General features: G+C 68.2%; 1 protein-coding gene. It reads right to left on the bottom strand.

Going from position 1 to position 569, the window contains the following annotated elements:
• Window positions 1-569 (bottom strand): DNA methyltransferase (locus ACH13J_RS18370; protein ID WP_397544790.1); only part of this gene is annotated, 569 nt, incomplete at both ends.

Genomic DNA, 569 nt, shown 5'->3' on the forward strand with positions numbered 1-569 from the left:
CGGCCGTTGGCCTCGCCGGCCATGATCTGCGAGCCGGAGCCCGAGAACGGCTCGTAGCAGAGGCCGCCGCGCGCCACGTGCTGGCGCATCGGGATGCCGAACGCGTCGAGCGGCTTTGGCGTCGGATGGTCGGGGCGCTCGTCCTTGGCGAAGCTGGGCATCTCCCAGGTCGACGGCAGCGTCTGTTCGGCGACCTTCGGCGGCCGGTTGGGGCGGCGCCAGCCCATGAAGCAGGGCTCGTGCTTCCAGAGGTAGTGTGAGCGGGTGAGAACACCGCGGTCCTTCACCCAGATGATTTGCTGGTGCACGAAGGCTCCCGCCTTCTCCCAGCAGGCCTCGAGCATCGCCTGGCGGCGGGAGGCGTGCCAGCAGTACCAGGCGGCATCGTCGGTGATCGCCTCAGCAACGGCTGCTGCGATGAAGCCATCGTAGAGTTCCGCGCCCTGCGAACTGTCGTCCCAGGTTGTGCCATAGGACGCCGACCAGTCCTTGTTCCGCGTCGGGTGGTTCGAGCCGTCGTAGTCGACGAGGTATGGCGGGTCGGTGGCGAACAGGATCGCCCGCTCGCC

The organism is Roseovarius salis (assembly GCF_044472985.1).
GTDB lineage: Bacteria > Pseudomonadota > Alphaproteobacteria > Rhodobacterales > Rhodobacteraceae > Roseovarius > Roseovarius salis.